Consider the following 18,012-nt stretch of genomic DNA (forward strand, 5'->3'; position numbering starts at 1 on the left):
GACAAGGAGGCAGCATGCGCATCGCTCTGTTCCAGGGCACGCCCAACCCGCTGGACGTGCCCGGCAACCTGCAACGGCTGCGCCACCAGGCGCAGTTGGCGGCCGAGCGCGGCGCGCAGTTGCTGGTGTGTCCGGAGATGTTCCTGAGCGGCTACAACATCGGGTTGGCACAGGTAGAACGCCTGGCAGAGGCCGATGATGGCCCGTCGGCCATGGAGGTGGTGGAGATCGCCCAGGCGCATCGCATCGCCATCGTCTACGGCTACCCCGAGCGCACTGACGATGGCGCGATCTACAACAGCGTGCAACTGATCGACGCCCATGGCCGCAGCCTGTGCAATTACCGCAAGACGCACCTGTTCGGTGAGCTGGACCGCGCCCTGTTCAGCCCCGGTGCCGACCACTTTCCGGTGGTCGAGCTGGAGGGCTGGAAGGTGGGGCTGCTGATCTGCTACGACATCGAGTTTCCGGAAAATGCCCGGCGCTTGGCGCTGGATGGCGCTGAGCTGATCCTGGTGCCGACCGCAAACATGACCCCGTATGATTTTGTCTGTCAGGTGACCGTGCGCTCCCGGGCCCAGGAAAACCAGTGCTACCTGGTGTATGCCAACTATTGCGGGGCCGAGGGCGAGATCCAGTACTGCGGCCAGAGCAGCATCATCGGGCCGGATGGCAGCCTGCTGGCCATGGCCGGTCGGGATGAGTGCCAGCTGCTGGCACAACTGGAACATGAACAGGTGGTGCAGGGGCGCAAAGCGTTTCCTTACCTCGCAGATCTGCGCCAGGAATTGCATCTGCGGCGGGGCTGAGAACAGCCTCTGTCGGCGGTCAGGCCAACTAATTTGTTAGCATGAGTGCTTACCCCGGAGCCCCCATGCCTGATGCCACTCGCCACCTCGTATTAGCCAACGGCCTGCAGCTCACCCTGCGCCATGCCCCGCGGCTCAAGCGCTCGGCTGCTGCGCTGAGGGTCCACGCGGGCAGCCACGATGCTCCGGCAAAATGGCCTGGGCTCGCGCACTTTCTCGAGCATCTGTTCTTCCTCGGCACTCCTCGATTCGCCTTGGATGACGGCCTGATGCGCTACGTCCAGACCCTCGGCGGGCAGGTCAACGCCAGCACCCGCGAACGCACCACAGATTTCTTCTTTGAAGTCCCGCCCGCAGCCTTGGCCGGCGGGCTGGAGCGCCTTTGCCAGATGCTCGCCGAACCCGACCTGGGTAGCGAACGCCAGCGCCGCGAGCGTGAAGTGATCCATGCCGAATTCATCGCCTGGTCGCGCAACCCTAAGGCCCAGAAGGATTTTGCCCTGCTGCAATCAGTGTCGGCTGGCCATCCGCTAGGCGGTTTTCATGCAGGCAACCGGTATACCCTGGCGTTGCAGGATCCTGCCTTTCAGCGGGCCCTCACAGATTTCCATCAACGCTACTACCACGGTGGCCAGATCACCTTGAGCCTGTGTGGGCCGCAACCGCTGGATGAGCTCGAACAGCTTGGCAGGCACTACGCTGGTTTGTTTGCCTTCGGCGAACGCACGCCACAAACACCGCCACCTGCCCTGTCGAACACGAACATAGCCCTGGTATTCACCCATGAAAACCTGCCCCCTGGTGGCGAACGAGCATTGGAGTTGCTGATTGCCGGTTTGAGCGACAGCAGGCCGGGCACCTGGCTGGATGCACTGCGCCAGCGCAGCTGGCTGCAAACTTTCAAGGCAGAAATGCTGTACGCCTTCGCCGGGCAGATGCTCTGGCACATCGAGCTCGAACTCAGCGCAGACGCCTGTGCAGAGGAAGTACACGCCCTGCTGCACGGATGGTTCGGCTTTATCCGGCAATCCGGCCCGGCGCACCTGAACGCCGAATTCGGCCTTCTGCAACAGAGCCGCGAACGCAACGCCAGCCCCCTCGAGTTGGCCCGCCGTGACAGCGCAGGTCAGCCATTGGCGGCACTTGATGCACAAGCACTCTGCGCACTTCAGGCACTGCTCGAAGGCCTGCCATCGCGCAAGCATGGGCAATGGCAGCTGCCAGCACCCGAGCCTTTGCTGTTTACCGGCTTGCCCCCCACGCAGGCGCCTCAATTGCCTGCAGCGCTGACGGTCAGTGAGCAACTGCCGGCGGCACGCCAATACGGGGCATTTCACCTGCGCTGGCAAGTGCCTTCGGCCCTGCGCCAGGGCTTGCACGCCGTGCTCGAACGCGCCCTGCAGCCGCTACAGGCGCGGTGCGAGCGTGCCGCGTTGCAACTGCAGTTCAGTGCCGCAGGCGAAAATTGGCAGCTGCGTTGCACTGGCCTGCCCGCAGCGGTCACGAGGGCCGTCGAACTCGCGATGGCGTGCTTGCGTTCGCCCGCTGACTGGGAGCCTGCGACACAACAGCCCCCCTTGCTGATCCCGATCAGGGCCCTGCTCAACCAACTGCCAGATGCACTCACCGGCGCAGCACCAAAGCCCGAACCAACCCGCGCGCTCAATCAACAGGCACTCGACGATGCATGGCAGCACAGCCGATGGCATGGCCTGGCTGTGGGGTTCGACGCAACCGCCCTGCAGGCCCTGAGCGCAGCATTGCAAGGCTGCCCCGGGCAGTTTGGCATGCCGGTACCTCCGCCCGACTGGCACGGCCGCCGCTGGCATCACGCCAAGGTGCCGGGCAGCGAACCCGCACTGTTGCTTTTTTGCCCCGTGCCTGACCATCAGCAAGCCTGCGGCCGGCTTCTCGCCCAGTTGCTGCAAGGGCCCGTGTACCAAAGGCTACGGGTGGAATTGCAGCTGGGTTACGCCGTATTCAGTACCTTTCGTCAGGTCGAGGGCATCGGCGGGCTGCTGTTCGGCGTGCAATCGCCCCGTGCCACCCACGCCGAGATCCTCGGTCACCTGCTCACCCTCCTGCGCCAAGGTGTATGTCTCGACGCTGCTGCACGGCAAAGGTTGGCGGCGCAGTTCGACGAGCCAGCCATGGCCAACGCGGAGCTTGCCGATTGGGCATGGCAGACACACTTGGCTACACTACCCGACGATCTGCCCGCGTTACGCGTGGCTATCCTGAAGACGCAACAGGCGCATCTGGACGATTTGCTGGGCCGCTTGCTCGCAGCCGATTCACCCTTGCTCTGCCTGGCCAATGGGCCTGCGCCAGCGGGGGCCTGGCACTGATCCGGGGTCAATTGTTACGTATACCGCAAGGGCGCTTTTCGAAGAATTAACCTTTCGGTACAAGATTTTCTTGTAAGATAACGCTATCTCAGCCGCCGGAACCTTCGGCGCGAGGCGACGCCAAACAAATAGCTGAACCCTCTACCCTAACCCGGAAGGAGCAAAAACCATGTGGACCAAACCTGCATACACTGACCTGCGTATCGGCTTCGAAGTGACCATGTACTTCGCAAGCCGCTAAGCACTGCCTGCGTTTCAACGCCTCGGCCAGCCGGGGCGTTGTCGTTTTTTCGGCTACGGTTCTTCGGACAGTTCGGATAGAGAGCAACCATGTACATCCAGATTCTCGGTTCCGCCGCCGGCGGTGGCTTCCCGCAGTGGAACTGCAACTGCGCCAACTGCAAGGGCTATCGCGATGGCAGCCTGCGCGCCACGGCACGCACCCAGTCGTCGATTGCCCTGTCCGACGACGGTGTGCACTGGATCCTGTGCAACGCCTCACCCGACATCCGTGCCCAACTGCAGGCCTTCGCGCCAATGCAGCCGGCCCGTGCCCTGCGCGACACCGGCATCAATGCCATCGTCCTGCTCGACAGCCAGATCGACCACACCACCGGCCTGCTCAGCCTGCGCGAAGGCTGCCCGCATCAGGTCTGGTGCACCGACATGGTCCATCAGGATCTCACCACCGGCTTCCCGCTGTTCAACATGCTCAGCCACTGGAACGGTGGCCTGCAGTGGAACCGCATCGAGCTCGAGGGCAGCTTTGTCATCCCGGCCTGCCCCAACCTCAGGTTCACTCCGTTCCCGCTGCGCAGCGCCGCACCGCCTTACTCCCCGCACCGCTTCGACCCACATCCGGGCGACAACCTGGGGCTGCTGGTGGAAGACACCCGCACCGGCGGCAAGCTGTTCTACGCGCCCGGCCTGGGCCAGGTCGACGACAAGCTGCTGGCAATGATGCACGGCGCTGACTGCCTGCTGGTCGACGGCACGCTGTGGGAGGATGATGAAATGCAGCGCCGCGGCGTCGGCACCCGCACTGGCCGCGAAATGGGTCACCTGGCGCAGAACGGCCCCGGCGGCATGCTCGAGGTGCTGGACGGTTTCCCACGCCAGCGCAAGGTACTTATCCACATCAACAACACCAACCCGATTCTGGACGAAGACTCCCCCGAACGCGCCGAGGTCCAGCGCCGCGGTGTGGAAGTCGCCTTCGACGGCATGAGCATCGAGTTGTAAGGAGGCCCGATGAGCGAGGCACTGCCACTGTCGCCTGCCGAATTCGAGCAGGCCCTGCGCGCCAAGGGCGCCTACTACCACATTCATCACCCCTATCACGTGGCGATGTACGAAGGGCGCGCTACCCGCGAACAGATCCAGGGCTGGGTAGCCAACCGCTTCTACTACCAGGTGAACATCCCGATGAAGGATGCCGCGATCCTCGCCAACTGCCCGGACCGCGAAGTGCGCCGCGAGTGGATCCAGCGCCTGCTCGACCACGACGGAGCCCCGGGCGAAGACGGTGGTATCGAAGCCTGGCTGCGCCTGGGCCAGGCCGTGGGGCTCGACCCGGACCAGCTGCGTTCCCAGGAGCTGGTGCTGCCAGGTGTGCGCTTCGCCGTCGATGCCTACGTGAACTTCGCCCGCCGTGCCAGCTGGCAGGAAGCGGCCAGCAGCTCGCTGACCGAACTGTTCGCCCCACAGATCCACCAGTCGCGGCTGGACAGCTGGCCGCAACACTACCCGTGGATCGATCCTGCCGGCTACGAGTACTTCCGCACCCGCCTGGGCCAGGCCCGGCGCGATGTCGAGCACGGCCTGACGATCACCTTGCAGCACTACACCACCCGGGCGGGCCAGGAGCGTATGCTGGAAATCCTGCAGTTCAAGCTGGATATCCTCTGGAGCATGCTCGACGCCATGAGCATGGCCTACGAGCTGCACCGCCCGCCGTATCACACCGTCACCCAGCAACGGGTATGGCACAAGGGGATTGCCCTATGAGTTTCGACCGCAAGCAAGTGCCGAACTGGCGCCCCGGTTACCGGTTCCAGTACGAACCGGCGCAGAAAGGCCACGTGCTGCTCTACCCTGAGGGCATGATCAAGCTCAACGACAGCGCCTCCCTCATAGGCGGCCTGATCGACGGCAAACGTGATGTGAACGCGATCATCACCGAGCTCGAACAGCAATTCCCTGGTGTGCCCGAAGTCGCTGATGACATCGAGCAATTCATGGAGGTGGCCCGTGGCGAACACTGGATCACACTCGCCTGAGGTACCGGTCGGCCTGCCGCTGTGGCTGCTGGCCGAACTGACCTATCGCTGCCCGCTGCAGTGCCCGTACTGCTCCAACCCCCTCGACTTCGCCGAACAGGGCAAGGAGCTGTCGACCGCGCAGTGGTTCAAGGTGATGGCCGAAGCCCGTGAAATGGGTGCCGCGCAGATCGGCTTTTCCGGCGGTGAGCCGCTGGTGCGCCAGGACCTCGCCGAGCTGATCGGCGAAGCGCGCCGGTTGGGTTACTACACCAACCTGATCACCTCCGGCATCGGCCTGACCGAGGCACGTATCGCCAACTTCAAGGACGCCGGCCTGGACCACATCCAGATCAGTTTCCAGGCCAGCGACGAGCAGGTGAACAACCTGCTGGCGGGGTCGAAAAAGGCCTTCGCACAGAAGCTGGAGATGGCCCGGGCAGTGAAAGCCCATGGCTATCCGATGGTGCTCAACTTCGTCACCCACCGGCACAACATCGACAAGATCGACCGCATCATCGAGCTGTGCGTAGCGCTGGAAGCCGACTTCGTCGAACTTGCAACCTGCCAGTTCTATGGCTGGGCGCACCTCAACCGCCTGGGCCTGCTGCCGACCCGTGAGCAGCTTGAACGCGCTGAACGCATCACCAACGAGTACCGTGCAAAGCTCAAGGCCGAAGGCAACCCGTGCAAGCTGATCTTCGTCACGCCGGACTACTACGAGGAGCGCCCCAAGGCCTGCATGAATGGCTGGGGCAGCCTGTTTTTGACCATCACGCCGGACGGCACTGCCCTGCCCTGTCATGGCGCACGTCAGCTGCCGGTGCAGTTCCCGAATGTCCGCGATCACGACCTCAAGCACATCTGGTACGACTCGTTCGGCTTCAACCGTTTCCGTGGTTATGACTGGATGCCCGAGCCCTGCCGCTCGTGCGACGAGAAAGAAAAGGACTTCGGCGGCTGCCGCTGCCAGGCCTTCATGCTCACCGGCGATGCCAGCAACGCCGACCCGGTGTGCGCCAAGTCGAGCGACCACGGCATCATCCTCAAGGCCCGCGAGGAGGCAGAAACAGCCGACCTCGCCATTGAACAGATGACCTTCCGTAATGAGCGCAACTCACGTGTCATTGCCCGCGGGTGAATTCAGTGCCGCGCAGGCTGTCGCCGCCGGCACCGATTTCGCCGAACTCAAAGCCAGCCCCCAAGGCCTGTTCTGGAATGAATTTCGCCCGGCCGACGGTGCTTGCCGCATCTGGTGCTGGCGTGACCAGCAGGCACGCTGCCTCACGCCTGACGGCTTCAGCGTGCGCAGCCGGGTCTATGAATACGGTGGAGGCAGTTTCTGCCTGAGCGATGACGCAGTGCTGTTCGTCAACGAGAAGGACCAGCAGATCTATCACCAGGGACTTGATGGCGCGCCACCGCATGCGTTGACCCAGAATGCCCAATGCCGTTACGGCGACCTGCAATGGCACGACGGCCAAGTGCTGGCGGTCGAGGAGTGCCATGGCGAGAGTGTGGAACATCGCCTGGTGGCATTGGGTGAGACCGCCGTTGAAGAGCTCGGCGCAGGCGCTGATTTCTATGCATCCCCCACGATCAGCGCCGATGGCACACGCCTGGCCTGGATCGAATGGGACCGGCCGGCGCAGCCATGGACAGTCACACGGCTGATGTGTCGCGAACGGCAAAGTGACGGTAGCTGGGGCGCGGCGCGCTGCATCGCGGCGAATGACGAGTCCCTCCAGCAACCTCGCTTCGACGCGCAAGGGCGCTTGTACTGCCTGTCCGACCGTAATGGTTTCTGGCAGCCCTGGGGCGAGTTGGGCGGGCTATGGCAAGCCTTGCCCGCCGAGCCTGCAGACCACGCTGCCGCACCCTGGCAACTGGGCAACAGCACCTGGCTGGCAATCGGACCACAAAGCTACCTGGCCAGCTGGTTCGAAGGTGGCGTTGGGCAACTCGGGCTACGCACCGTCGACGGCCAGATGGAGCGTTTCGCCAGTGCCTATAGCCGTTTTCGTAGCCTGGCCATCGACGCCGGGCATCTCTACGCAATCGCTGCCTCGCCGATCAGCCCGCCAGCCGTCATTGCCATTGACCGGGCAAGCCACGAAGTACGGGTTCTGGCAGGCGGCGCCGAGTTACTGCCAGCCGATTGCATCAGCCAGCCGCAATCCATCCTCTACGACAGTGGCGGCGAGGTTTCCCATGGTTTCTTTTACCCGGCAGCCGGCGCCAAAGGGCCTTCCCCGCTGGTGGTGTTCATCCATGGTGGGCCAACCTCAGCCTGCTATCCGGTGCTGGACCCACGGGTTCAGTACTGGACCCAGCGTGGCTTCGCCGTTGCCGACCTGAACTATCGGGGCAGTACTGGTTATGGTCGCGAATATCGCCAGGCCCTGCACTTGCGCTGGGGCCAGAGCGATGTACAGGATGCCTGCGCGGCAGTCGAACACCTGGCCGAACGCGGTTTGATCGACCACCGCAAAGCCTTCATACGTGGTGGCAGTGCCGGCGGTTATACCACCCTGTGCGCCCTGGCGTTCCATGACGTATTCCGTGCCGGTGCCAGCCTCTACGGGGTAAGTGACCCGGTTGCGCTGGGCCGCGCCACGCACAAGTTCGAAGGCGATTACCTCGACTGGCTGATCGGTGACCCGCAACAGGATGCCGAGCGCTATCGCCAACGCACCCCACTGTTGCATGCCGAGCAGATCAATGTACCGGTGATTTTCTTTCAGGGTGAACTGGATGCTGTGGTGGTGCCGGAGCAGACGCGCTCGATGCTTGAGGCGTTGAAGGCCAATGGCATCGAGGCCGAGGGGCACTTCTACGCGGGCGAACGGCATGGCTTTCGAAAGGCCGAAAACCTTGCACATGCCCTCGAGGAGGAATGGAAGTTCTATTGTCGGGTGCTGGCCCAGTGAAACCTGGGGCCGCCCTGCGGCCCCGGCAGATTCAGCGCTTGGCGATGATGTACACCGCATGCACGATACCCGGAATGTACCCCAGCAAGGTCAGCAGGATATTCAGCCAGAACGCCCCGCCGAACCCGACCTGCAGAAACACACCCAGCGGCGGCAGGATGATGGCGATGATGATGCGAATGATGTCCATGCAAGTTTCTCCTCAATGGGTCTAAACAGAGACTAGCTGGGCATCGCAGAGGTTCCACCGGTGCATGCCGTGGTTTTTTTGCAGCGCTCAGGCACCTTGCCAAGGGCCTGCCCCCCACAAAAAAAACGCCCCGGGCCAAATGAATCAGGCCAGGGGCGATGCGCAGAAACGCCAGACGGTTCGTAGAATTCGTATCAGGCCGAAACTTCACGGCGGGCATGCTGCTGCGCGTGCAGGCGGGCGAAGGCCCGGGCCAGGCGCAGGAGCATTTCATCGATGTTGCCTTTGCTCACCGTCAACGCCGGTGTAAAACGCACCACATCGGCCTGCGGGGCATTCAAAAGCAGGCCCTCGTGCAAGGCCGCCTGCACCAGGTCCTTGGCCAGGTGGTCCTGTAGCTGAAGCGCCCAGAGAAGCCCTTGGCCGCGTACTTCGCCTTGGCCATAGCGGCCGGCCAGGCGGCTCAGGCCATCGCGCAGATGGCGGCCACTGTCCTGGACATGCTCGAAAAAGCCCGGCTCCAGTACGGTATCCAGTACCGCAAGGCCTGCAGCGCACATCAGCGCATTACCATGGTGGCTGCCCTCCAGCTCGCCGGGGGCCGCGCAGCAAGCGGTACCACGAGCAAGCAAGGCCGCCAGCGGCACGCCGGCTCCCAGGCCTTTGCCCAAGGTAATGATGTCAGCGCGCACCCCGTAGGTTTCCTCGGCCAGCAATGCTCCGCAGCGGCCAATGCCGGTCTGCACCTCGTCAAGGATCAGCAGGATGCCCAGCTCACGGCACAACCGCTCGACGCCTTTGAGGTATTCCCTTGTCGCGGGAATCACGCCTGCCTCGCCCTGGACCGGCTCGAGCATGATTGCCACAGTTCGCGAGTCGACTTCTGCATGCAGCGCCGCCAAGTCATTGAATGGCACTTTGCTGAAACCCGGCAGGCCGGGTTCACAGCGGTTGCACGGCAGCGGATCGGATGCCGACAGGGCCCCCAGGCTGCGGCCATGGCAGCCCTGGCTGGCAGTGATGATGTGATAAGCGCCGTTGCGGTGCAGCTGGCCCCATTTGCGCGCCAGCTTGATCGCCCCCTCGCAGGCCTCGGCGCCACTGTTGAGCAGGTACGCCTGATCGCTACCGGTGCTCTGGCACAAGCGGTTGGCCAGCGTCAGCAAACCACGGCTATGGAAACCGGCCCCTGGGTTGATCAACGCCTGGGCCTGATTGCCCAGCGCCTTGACCAACACGCTGGGGCTGTGGCCCAGGCTGTTTACCGCGCCGCCCTGGGTAAAATCCAGGTAAGCATGCCCTTGGTTGTCCCACAACCAGGAGCCTTGGCCACGCACGAACACTTGTGGCGCACGTTCGGCGCCGGGCATCAGGCGCTCGCGGGACAACGCCGATGCGTCTGGCACGCTTACCGGCGCACGCTTGGGCACGACAGCCGCGGCGTTGGCCGATCGGCGCAGGTTGAACAGGTTCATCGGGGGCTCCGGCCAGTCACGGCAAAGGGCAACGTCCGGTCTTGGCGCCGGCGCTTGATAATTTTGCCTTTCCTATCAAAAGTGTTTCTCAAACGGGGTAACAATGCGCGAATTGATCGCTGTAACCCGCTGGAATACGGCGATAGACTAGGCCTCGGCGGCGCTTGCGGCCATTCCGTTTTTTCAGCTTTTTCGATAAGTAATACTTATGGATTTTCGCCAACTGCGTTATTTCGTCGCGGTGTATGAAGAAGGCCATGTCGGCCGCGCTGCTGAACGCCTGTCACTGTCTCAGCCGGCCCTCTCGCAGCAGATCCGCCAGCTTGAGCACAGCCTTGACCTGAGCCTGTTCGAGCGCAGCAACAAGCGCCTGCTGCCGACCTTGGCGGCCCACACCCTGTACAACCACGCCCTGCCCCTGCTCGATGGGCTGCAGCGCGCCCACGAAGCGATGCGCAACTTCAAGGGCCAGTCCTTGCGCACGCTGGCCATCGGCGTACTACAGACGGTTCGGCCGAGCCTGGTGCCGCAGTTGCTTGAGCGGTTGCGCAAGGCCCAACCGCATCTTGTGGTACAGATCTATGAGCTGTCGGGGCTGGAAATCGAACGACGCCTGCTCAACGGCAACCTGGATATCGGTATCAGCTACCTGCCGCCACGCCAACCTGGGCTACACGGCTTGCTACTGTACGAAGATGAACTGCAGCTGGTGATCCCTGATACCCATCCGTTGAAGGACTTCAAGAAAGTCTCTATCAGACAAGCTGCAGAACTGCCGATGCTGATGCTTGGCGAGGAGTTCCAGATCCGCCAGATCTGGAAGCAACAGTTGGCCAGCCTGGGGCGCAGGCCGCAGGTTCAGGCGGAGATGAACAACATGGGCGGCATTCTCGACAGCCTGGCCCACACCGCACTGGCCACTATCCTGCCTGGCCGCGCCAAAGAGGCTGCCGACGATGACCAAGGGTTGCTGTGGAAACCATTGAGCGAGCCGCGGGTGCCGTTGAAGGTTGGCCTGGTATTTCGCGATGCCCAGCGCCAGCAGGCATCGGTCGAGTTGCTGCGCACGCTGCTCGAGGAAGAAGCCGACGCACGGCAACTGGGGGCTTCACCCCTGGATGTGCTTGGCTGAAATACACGCGCGCAAAGAAAACCCCGCCGAAGCGGGGTTTTCCCAGACTTTTTCCCTGTGACATCCCTATCGCCCCACCGTCCTGGCAGGAAATCCTTCGTTTGTCCCTGTTCTGTCCTTTGCGCTTCCTGCGCAACGTCCATGTAGCAAGATTAGCCGTGGATCCAATCTGACACCAGTGGCGAAAAGTCACCGCGTGATGTAGGAAAATGCTTACAAACAACGTTCATCAACAAACGTCGGGCGTATATCCCAGTCGTCAGAACTGCTCGGCATCCAGCAAGTACAACGACTCGCTCCCCGCCTTGACCGAAGCCACCAGCGAATCCACCCGCGGCAGCAGCCTGGCGAAGTAGAACCGCGCCGTCCCCAGCTTGGCCGAGTAGAACGCCTCATCGCCCTCGCCCGCCTTGGCCGCCCGCGCCATCAACGCCCACATGTAGGCATAGGCGACATAGCCAAAGGCATGCAGGTACTCGACCGACGCAGCACCAATCTCATTCGGGTTGCCCTTGGCCTGCTCCAGTACCCACTCGGTAAGGCCGTCGAGTTGATCGAGGTAGGCACCCAGCGGTTTGGCGAACTCATCCAGGTCGCCACCCGCGCTGGCAATGAACTGGCGAATCTCCTCAGAGAACAGCTTGTAGTAGGCACCACCACTGGCCACCACCTTGCGGCCCATCAGGTCCAGGGCCTGAATACCGTTGGTGCCTTCATAGATCTGGGTAATGCGCACATCGCGTACCAGTTGCTCCTGGCCCCACTCGCGAATGTAGCCATGGCCACCGAACACCTGCTGGCCATGCACCGCACACTCCAGGCCCAGGTCGGTGAGGAACGCCTTGGCTACCGGCGTCAACAGCGCCACCAGCTCTTCACTGCGTTTGCGCGTACCCGGCTCTTCGCTGTACTTGGCGCTGTCCAGCTGCATTGCCACGTACGTGGAGAAGGCGCGGCCACCTTCGATCAGCGCTTTCATGGTCAGCAGCATGCGGCGCACATCCGGGTGGACGATGATCGGGTCGGCCGCCTTTTCCTTGGCCTGCGGGCCGGTGGGCGCACGGCTCTGCAAACGGTCGCGGGCATACTCGACGGCATTCTGGTAGGAGCGTTCGGCCGTGGCCAACCCCTGAATGCCCACGCCCAGGCGCTCGTAGTTCATCATGGTGAACATCGCCGCCAGGCCCTTGTTCGGCTCGCCAACGATGTAACCTACAGCTTCATCGAAGTTCATCACACACGTTGCCGAAGCCTGGATACCCATCTTGTGCTCGATCGAGCCACAGGTAGCCGGGTTACGCGCCCCAAGGCTGCCGTCATCGTTGACCAGGAACTTGGGCACCAGGAACAGCGAGATGCCCTTTGGCCCGGCCGGTGCGTCCGGCAGCTTGGCCAGCACCAGGTGGATGATGTTTTCGGTCAGGTCGTGTTCGCCGCCAGTAATGAAAATCTTGGTGCCGCTGACCTTGTAGCTGCCATCGGCCTGGGGCTCGGCCTTGGTCCGGATGATGCCAAGGTCGGTACCGGCATGCGGCTCGGTCAGGCACATGGAACCTGCCCACACGCCGGAATACATGTTCGGCAGGTACTTTTCCCTGAGCGCTTCGCTGGCGTGGGCGTTGATCGACAGGCAGGCACCCGCAGTCAGCATCGGGTACAGGCCGAACGCCAGGCTCGACGCGTTGACCATTTCTTCAACCTGGGCCGAAATCGCCTTGGGCATGCCCATGCCACCGTACTGGGGATCGCCGCCCACACCCACCCAGCCGCCCTCGGCGTAAGTGTTGTAGGCCTCGATGAAGCCAGCCGGGGTGCTTACCGCACCGTTTTCCCAGTGACAGCCCTCTTCGTCAGCCGCTCGGCTGAGCGGGGCGATGGACTTGCTGGTGACCTTGCCTGCTTCTTCCAGCACGGCAAGTGCGGTTTGCGCATCGACCGTTTCGGCCAGCTCAGGCAATTGCGCCCACAGCTCTGCCACGTTGAAGACTTCATTCAGAACGAAGCGCATGTCGCGCAGCGGCGCTTTATATTCAGCCATGACAACCTCTCGCTGGTGGGGTCGGGGCGGTCTCGAAGGACCGCAGCACGGGGTTGAATCCAGTGTAACCGAACAACTTTTGCGAGACATAGGGTCATCACGCGACCATATAGTCAATTATGGTCACGCAGTGCGAACGGCTCCGCGCCGTGATTGTTGGCCGTAAACCATGACACAGTTACGGCCGGCACCTTTGGCGCTGTAAAGCGCCTGGTCGGCTGACTTGAGCACTTCTTCGGGGTTGCGGTGTTCGATAAGGCGTTCAGCGACGCCGATACTGATGGTCACCGATACCGTGCCAGCACCACTGCCGCTGCGGCGCTGGCGCCCGGCGGAATCGTCCTGTGGCCGGTTGTTCTGGTCACGCAGTTGCATCGTGTAGTTGGCGATCATCTCGCGCACGGCTTCCACATGCGGCACGCATTCCTCGGCGGTCTTGCCGGCGAAGACCAGGGCAAATTCCTCGCCACCGTAGCGGTAGGCGCGCCCACCACCGGTGACCTTCGACAGCCGGCTGGCGACCAGGCGCAATACCTGGTCACCGACATCGTGGCCATGGGTGTCGTTGAATTTCTTGAAGTGATCGACGTCGGTCATGGCAATCACGTAGTTGCGCCCCAGGCGCTGCATGCGTTCGTTCAGCGCGCGCCGCCCAGGCAGGCCGGTCAGCTCGTCACGGAAGGCCATCTGATAGGCCTCGTGGGAGACCGCCGCAGCGATCATCAGCATCACCTGGCTGCACATGATGTTCAGCGTGAACGGCAGGATGAACGTCTTGGGCAGCATCCAGAAGATACCGATCAGCCCGATGATCTGGGCCGCATGCAAGGGCCTTGGCTCACGCAGGTACTGCACCACCAGCAGCATGAAGACACCGATGAACAACGGGTAGACCATCTGGATCAGGCTCATCCACTGCCCATGCAGCGACGGCCAACGGATTTCCGCCAACCAGGCCAGCAGTGCCTGGGGAAAACTTTGCTCCAGTGCCACTGCCACGCTACCCACAGCGAACAGCACAGCAAACCGGGCAAGCAGGTCTTGGGCCAGGTGGGTGCGCTCCTGCCAGGCGCCAAATAGCCCGAACAATGCAGGCAGCAGCAGGCACACCAGATGGAAAATCACCGCTGCGTCCTCGCGCACACGCCCATGGTCACGGTAGTAGTCGGTCTGGGTATCGAGCAGAAAGTAGGCGATGTACACCGTGACCATCAAGAACAGCTCACGCTGGCGACGGTAGACCGCGCAGTAGGCGCCACCCAGCAGCAGGACCAAGGTGGGCAGGACATTGAACAGTGATGTGAAGAAGACGCTGAGGTCTCTCACGTATGCCGCCGCAAGCCCTGCCAGCAAGAGGAACAGCGAAGGCAGGAAGTGGCTTGCGCGTACAGCGTTTAAACGAAACAAGGGTAATCTCCGACCCGGCAGATCAATAATGGCATTGTGCCTTTACTTCATCGGCAGCGCACATGAATAGATGAATGCACGGGGGGTTAACGGCAGCAGGGGCGGAGGGCTTGAGCTTTTCTTGTAACCGGATCTTGGGGCGTAGCGGCCCCAAAAATACGAAAACCCGCCTGCCGGTGAAGGCAAGCGGGCTTCAGTGACGCCTTGCGGCTTAGTAGGACAGGCCGAAGTGCTCTTCGTCCATCGCCATCAGGTTGCTGGCACCGGACAGCATGGTCGCCACGTGCGTGCGGGTGCGCGGCAGGATACGCTGGAAGTAGAAGCGCGCCGTCTGCAGCTTGGCGGTGTAGAAGGCTTCTTCCGAAGTGCCGGCAGCCAGCTTCTCGGCAGCCAGGCGTGCCATGTCGGCCCAGAAGTACGCCAGGCACGCATAACCGGAGTACATCAGGTAATCCACCGATGCAGCGCCTACTTCTTCGCGGTCCTTCATGGCGGCCATGCCCACTTTCATGGTCAGTTCGCCCCATTCCTTGTTGATCGCAGCCAGCGGCTCGACGAACTCCCTGACCGCCTCATTGCCTTCCTGCGCCTGGCAGAACTTGTGCACGATCTTGGTGAAGCCCTTGAGCGCTTCGCCCTGGGTCATCAGCACTTTGCGGCCCAGCAGGTCGAGGGCCTGAATGCCGGTAGTGCCTTCGTACAGCATGGAGATACGGCTGTCGCGCACGTTCTGCTCCATGCCCCACTCGGCGATGAAGCCGTGGCCGCCGTAGATCTGCACGCCGTGGTTGGCCGCCTCGAAGCCGACTTCGGTCATGAAGGCCTTGGCGATCGGGGTCAGGAAGGCCAGCAGGGCGTCGGCCTTCTTGCGCTCTTCCTCGTCCTGGCTGTATTTGACGATATCCACCTGCTTGGCGGTGAAGTAGACCATGGCGCGGTTGCCTTCGGCGAAGGCCTTCATGGTCAGCAGCATGCGGCGAACGTCCGGGTGCACGATGATCGGGTCAGCAGCCTTGTCAGGCGCTTTGGGGCCGGTCAGCGAACGCATCTGCAGGCGGTCACGGGCGTACTTCAGGCCACCCTGGAAGGCCACCTCGGCATGTGCCAGGCCCTGCAGCGCGGTGCCCAGGCGGGCGGTGTTCATGAACGTGAACATGCAGTTCAGGCCCTTGTTGGCTGGGCCGATCAGGTAGCCGGTGGCGCTGTCGAAGTTCATCACGCAGGTAGCGTTGCCGTGGATGCCCATCTTGTGCTCGAGCGAGCCGCAGCTCACGCCGTTGCGCTCACCCACGCCGCCTTCGGCGTTGGGCAGGAACTTCGGCACGATGAACAGCGAAATACCTTTGGTGCCGGCCGGGGCATCCGGCAGGCGGGCCAGCACGATGTGGACGATGTTATCGGCCATGTCGTGTTCGCCGGCAGAAATGAAGATCTTGGTGCCGGAAATGCGGTAGGAGCCGTCAGCTTGCGGCTCGGCCTTGGTGCGCAGCATGCCCAGGTCGGTGCCGCAGTGCGGTTCGGTCAGGCACATGGTGCCTGTCCATTCGCCCGATACCAGTTTGGTCAGGTAGGTTTCCTGCTGCTCTACAGTACCGTGCGCAGAAATGGTGTTCATCGCACCATGGGACAGGCCCGGGTACATGCCCCACGACCAGTTCGACTCACCCACCATCTCGCTCAACGCCAGGCCCAGCGACTCTGGCAGGCCCTGGCCGCCATGGGCGACATCATGGGCAAGGCTTGGCCAGCCGCCTTCGACGAACTGCTCGTAGGCCTGCTTGAAACCGGTCGGGGTCTTCACGCCGGACTCGCTCCAGGTGCAGCCTTCCAGGTCACCGACACGGTTCAGCGGGGCCAGCACCTGCTCACAGAATTTCGCGCCTTCTTCGAGGATCGCGTCGACCATGTCGGGCGTTGCGTCCTGGCAACCCGGCAGGCTCTGATAGTGCGCCTCATAGCCAAGCAGCTCGTCGCGAACGAAGCGAATATCACGCAAGGGGGCTTTGTAATCAGGCATTGCGATGAACCTCTGTGATGAGTCCGGTAGGGAGACCGCTGATACCGACCAGCTCTTGCCGGCTTTCGGTCAAACAGTTGTTTGAAACTTACGTTTAGGACTGACCGATGTCAAGGAGGGACTATGATGCCATTTATGCCGCGAAACATGGCGTTTATGCCATCGCCTGAAAAGACGCCCACGACAATGGCAGCGGGCCTGCCCACGAAGGCGTTGGCTCAGGCAAAAAATCTAGCCTGATCAAACGCATCCGCAGGCAGGCCCGCTTCCACAGAGCACTGTGCAGGTTTGTGAAAGTGCCGCGCCTTCAGGCGTAGGTATCGATGAACCGACCGAGCATTTCGTCGGAAGCCTTGGCGACTTTCGCGCCCAGTTCGACCTCGGTTTTGCCCAGCGCCAGCTGTACAGTGCTGGTGGCAAGGTCCATCTGCTGGCTGCGGTCAACCGCACGCAGGCGCTCGGCCTGAAAATCGCTGGACTGGCTGGTGGCGGCGCGTTCGACAGTGTTGCTGGCGATCTGGCTGGCCGCCTGGTCGACGCGGTTCTGCCCGCTCTGGATGGCGCTGAGGCCCGCGTAGTAGGCGGAGCTACCGGTGATTTCCATGTCAAAACTCCAATGACGCTGGATGTGAACAGGCCTGATTAAAACAGGCCCGGGCCATAAAGGCCCGTTTAAATCGCTAATGGCCCCGTGCCATCTGATAGACGTGAGGCATGGCGCTCAGTCCAGCAAGTCCAGCTGTAGATGTTCCGCGACTGCATCGGCAGTCGCTTGCTTGAGCTTGGGCACCCGCCCCAGGCAAGGCGCTGGCAAGCGCTCGGCCAGGCTGGCGAGGTTCTCCTCCAACCGCGACGTACGCGGGTCGATGACATTGGCCACCCAGCCTGCCAGTTGCAACCCGTCCCTGGCGATTGCCTCGGCGCTGAGCAATGCATGGTTGATGCAGCCAAGACGCACCCCTACCACCAGAATCACCGGCAACTTGAGGGCGATTGCCAGGTCGGACAGATTGGCATGGCCGGACAGCGGCACGCGCCAGCCACCGGCACCTTCGACCAGGGTGAAATCCGCGCCCTGATCCAGCACGTGACGCATGGCCTGGAGCAGGGCCGGCACCTCCAGCGTCACACCCGCTTCACGCGCCGCCACGTGCGGCGCGATGGCAGGTTCAAATGCAAAAGGGTTGATCGCTTCATAAGGCAGTTTGAGCGTGCTCTCGTCGATCAATGCCTGGGCGTCAGCGTTGCGCAGCCCCTTTGCGGTCACTGTGCAGCCGGACGCCACCGGCTTTGCACCCAGCGTACTCAGGCCCTGCAGCCGTGCGGCATGCAACAGCCCGGCTGCGATGGTTGTCTTGCCGACATCGGTATCGGTACCCGCGATGAAATAGGCCTGGCTCATTTCGCT

General features: G+C 62.5%; 16 protein-coding genes. 9 read left to right on the forward strand and 7 right to left on the reverse strand.

The features are described 5' to 3' along the window. Positions 1–14: 14 nt before the first annotated feature. From ACMGF5_RS06915 to ACMGF5_RS06950, 8 genes are all read left to right on the forward strand, one after another. Complete coding sequence (locus ACMGF5_RS06915) at positions 15–809, forward strand: carbon-nitrogen hydrolase family protein (protein ID WP_251962680.1); 795 nt, start codon at positions 15–17, stop codon at positions 807–809. Between the two features lie 65 nt (positions 810–874). Beyond that, positions 875–3,157, forward strand: a complete 2,283-nt coding sequence (pqqF, locus tag ACMGF5_RS06920) for a pyrroloquinoline quinone biosynthesis protein PqqF (protein WP_414157667.1) — start codon at positions 875–877, stop codon at positions 3,155–3,157. Positions 3,158–3,326: 169 nt separating this feature from the next. Next, positions 3,327–3,398, forward strand: a complete 72-nt coding sequence (pqqA, locus tag ACMGF5_RS06925) for a pyrroloquinoline quinone precursor peptide PqqA (protein WP_008365141.1) — start codon at positions 3,327–3,329, stop codon at positions 3,396–3,398. An 89-nt stretch (positions 3,399–3,487) separates the two neighbouring features. Beyond that, positions 3,488–4,399, forward strand: a complete 912-nt coding sequence (gene pqqB, locus ACMGF5_RS06930; RefSeq protein WP_046787559.1) for a pyrroloquinoline quinone biosynthesis protein PqqB — start codon at positions 3,488–3,490, stop codon at positions 4,397–4,399. A gap of 9 nt (positions 4,400–4,408) precedes the next feature. Next, the gene (pqqC, locus tag ACMGF5_RS06935) at positions 4,409–5,164 is read left to right on the forward strand and encodes a pyrroloquinoline-quinone synthase PqqC (protein WP_046787558.1); all 756 of its coding nucleotides are present in this window, start codon (positions 4,409–4,411) and stop codon (positions 5,162–5,164) included. Then, positions 5,161–5,436 carry a pyrroloquinoline quinone biosynthesis peptide chaperone PqqD gene (gene pqqD / locus ACMGF5_RS06940; RefSeq protein ID WP_012316584.1) on the forward strand — a complete coding sequence of 92 codons (276 nt, stop codon included), beginning with the start codon at positions 5,161–5,163 and terminating at the stop codon, positions 5,434–5,436. The genes pqqC and pqqD overlap by 4 nt, the downstream gene beginning before the upstream one ends. Further along, complete coding sequence (gene pqqE / locus ACMGF5_RS06945; RefSeq protein WP_119687876.1) at positions 5,408–6,556, forward strand: pyrroloquinoline quinone biosynthesis protein PqqE; 1,149 nt, start codon at positions 5,408–5,410, stop codon at positions 6,554–6,556. The genes pqqD and pqqE overlap by 29 nt, the downstream gene beginning before the upstream one ends. Continuing rightward, positions 6,522–8,345 (forward strand): alpha/beta hydrolase family protein, encoded by a 1,824-nt coding sequence (locus ACMGF5_RS06950; RefSeq protein WP_414157668.1) that lies wholly within the window; start codon positions 6,522–6,524, stop codon positions 8,343–8,345. The genes pqqE and ACMGF5_RS06950 overlap by 35 nt, the downstream gene beginning before the upstream one ends. 31 nt (positions 8,346–8,376) lie before the next feature. Here ACMGF5_RS06950 and ACMGF5_RS06955 read toward each other — a convergent pair whose 3' ends face one another. Next, positions 8,377–8,535, reverse strand: a complete 159-nt coding sequence (locus ACMGF5_RS06955) for a YqaE/Pmp3 family membrane protein (RefSeq protein ID WP_012316587.1) — start codon at positions 8,533–8,535, stop codon at positions 8,377–8,379. A 194-nt stretch (positions 8,536–8,729) separates the two neighbouring features. Then, positions 8,730–10,010 carry an aspartate aminotransferase family protein gene (locus ACMGF5_RS06960; protein ID WP_414157669.1) on the reverse strand — a complete coding sequence of 427 codons (1,281 nt, stop codon included), beginning with the start codon at positions 10,008–10,010 and terminating at the stop codon, positions 8,730–8,732. 208 nt (positions 10,011–10,218) lie between these two features. Here ACMGF5_RS06960 and ACMGF5_RS06965 point away from each other — a divergent pair, with 208 nt between their 5' ends. Beyond that, the gene (locus ACMGF5_RS06965; protein ID WP_046787554.1) at positions 10,219–11,142 is read left to right on the forward strand and encodes a LysR family transcriptional regulator; all 924 of its coding nucleotides are present in this window, start codon (positions 10,219–10,221) and stop codon (positions 11,140–11,142) included. 259 nt (positions 11,143–11,401) lie between these two features. Here the strand turns inward: ACMGF5_RS06965 and ACMGF5_RS06970 are convergent, their stop codons facing one another. From ACMGF5_RS06970 to bioD, 5 genes are all read right to left on the reverse strand, one after another. Further along, a complete protein-coding gene (locus ACMGF5_RS06970) occupies positions 11,402–13,180 on the reverse strand; it encodes an acyl-CoA dehydrogenase C-terminal domain-containing protein (RefSeq protein ID WP_046787553.1) in 1,779 nt (592 codons plus the stop codon). Between the two features lie 123 nt (positions 13,181–13,303). Further along, positions 13,304–14,587 carry a sensor domain-containing diguanylate cyclase gene (locus ACMGF5_RS06975; protein WP_115273049.1) on the reverse strand — a complete coding sequence of 428 codons (1,284 nt, stop codon included), beginning with the start codon at positions 14,585–14,587 and terminating at the stop codon, positions 13,304–13,306. A 211-nt stretch (positions 14,588–14,798) separates the two neighbouring features. Next, entirely contained in the window at positions 14,799–16,604 is a 1,806-nt protein-coding gene (locus tag ACMGF5_RS06980) for a phenylacyl-CoA dehydrogenase (RefSeq protein WP_046787551.1), read from the reverse strand. A 307-nt stretch (positions 16,605–16,911) separates the two neighbouring features. Next, positions 16,912–17,208 carry a hypothetical protein gene (locus ACMGF5_RS06985; protein WP_012316593.1) on the reverse strand — a complete coding sequence of 99 codons (297 nt, stop codon included), beginning with the start codon at positions 17,206–17,208 and terminating at the stop codon, positions 16,912–16,914. Between the two features lie 117 nt (positions 17,209–17,325). Next, on the reverse strand, positions 17,326–18,006 hold the full coding sequence (bioD, locus tag ACMGF5_RS06990) for a dethiobiotin synthase (RefSeq protein ID WP_174141944.1): 681 nt from the start codon (positions 18,004–18,006) through the stop codon (positions 17,326–17,328). Positions 18,007–18,012: the final 6 nt, after the last annotated feature.

It is taken from the genome of Pseudomonas sp. BNK-15 (assembly GCF_047456105.1).
Lineage (GTDB): Bacteria > Pseudomonadota > Gammaproteobacteria > Pseudomonadales > Pseudomonadaceae > Aquipseudomonas > Aquipseudomonas putida_E.